Annotated in this window: 1 protein-coding gene; it reads left to right on the forward strand. The window is 70.5% G+C overall.

The annotated features are described in order from the left end of the window. Positions 1-386: glycoside hydrolase family 38 C-terminal domain-containing protein (locus CAY82_RS27815; protein ID WP_218190873.1), on the forward strand; the 386-nt coding region annotated here is incomplete at both ends.

The raw sequence follows: 386 nt of genomic DNA on the forward strand, positions 1-386 counted from the left end.
TCTGCTGCAGTCGCACCCCGATCACCCCAACAAGTGGGACGCCTGGGACATCGACCGGCACTACAGGCGCCGGCACGCCGATCTGACGACCGCCGAGTCGGTCGGGGCGACCGCCACCGGCCCGCTGCTCGCGGTGGTCCGCACGGTCCGTTCCTTCGGCGCCTCCCGGGTACGGCAGGACATCCGGCTGCGCGCGGGCAGCGCCCGGCTGGACTTCGTCACCGAGGTGGACTGGCACGAGTCCGAGAAGGTGCTCAAGGCCGCCTTCCCGGTCGATGTGCACGCCGACCGCAGCGCGTCCGAGATCCAGTTCGGGCATGTCTTCCGCCCGACGCACACCAACACCAGCTGGGACGCGGCCCGTTTCGAGATCTGCGCGCACCGTT

Source organism: Pseudomonas sp. SID14000, from assembly GCF_002165135.1.
In the GTDB taxonomy this organism is placed as follows: Bacteria; Pseudomonadota; Gammaproteobacteria; order Pseudomonadales; family Pseudomonadaceae; genus Aquipseudomonas.